The 538-nt window shown below is 56.9% G+C and carries 1 protein-coding gene; it reads left to right on the top strand.

Annotated features, from left to right (window positions below; genetic code table 11):
- The coding region (locus PKF00_RS44295) for a zincin-like metallopeptidase domain-containing protein (protein WP_271223798.1) at positions 1-302 on the top strand (302 nt) is incomplete at its 5' end.
- Positions 303-538 lie beyond the last annotated feature (236 nt).

Raw genomic sequence — 538 nt, 5'->3', positions numbered from 1 at the left:
GGTCGGGTCATGCTTCGCGCCTGGACAGGCGCGGCATTTCCGGAACTCCGTCCCAGGAGGCCTATGCTTATGAGGAACTAATTGCCGAACTGGCTTCCGCGTTTATCGGGGCAACGGTTGGAGTTGATGGTTCGCATCTCGACGATCACGCGAGTTACCTCGATAGCTGGGTAAGAGTCCTCGCCGACCCGCGGGCCATCTTTCGTGCGGCCTCCGAGGCAGAGAGAGCGTCCAACTTCCTGTTTCCACAATCCTTGGTGGCGGGCCTCTCGGAAGGCGAAATCTGCGACGCTGCAGCCTAAGCGCTAAGGGGGCGACTTGCGTGGCCGGTTCAGACAGGCATAAAGTCGATAAAGTATCGACTTTATGCCTGTCTCATCTATTCAGCGAGGTTCCAAATGACATCGAAGCTCTGGGCGGCGACTGCGATCGCGCTCACAACAACAGCTTGTTCCACGACCGGTGGCAGCTATTTGACCAACTCCACGGAGATCACCAAAACCATCATCGACTACGAGATTTCCGGCATTTCCTACGC

The sequence above is a fragment of the Streptosporangium carneum genome (genome assembly GCF_027922005.1).
Lineage (GTDB): Bacteria > Actinomycetota > Actinomycetes > Streptosporangiales > Streptosporangiaceae > Streptosporangium > Streptosporangium carneum.
The sequence above is the reverse complement of the archived record's forward strand: the minus strand, read 5'-3'. Positions and strand labels throughout refer to the sequence as shown.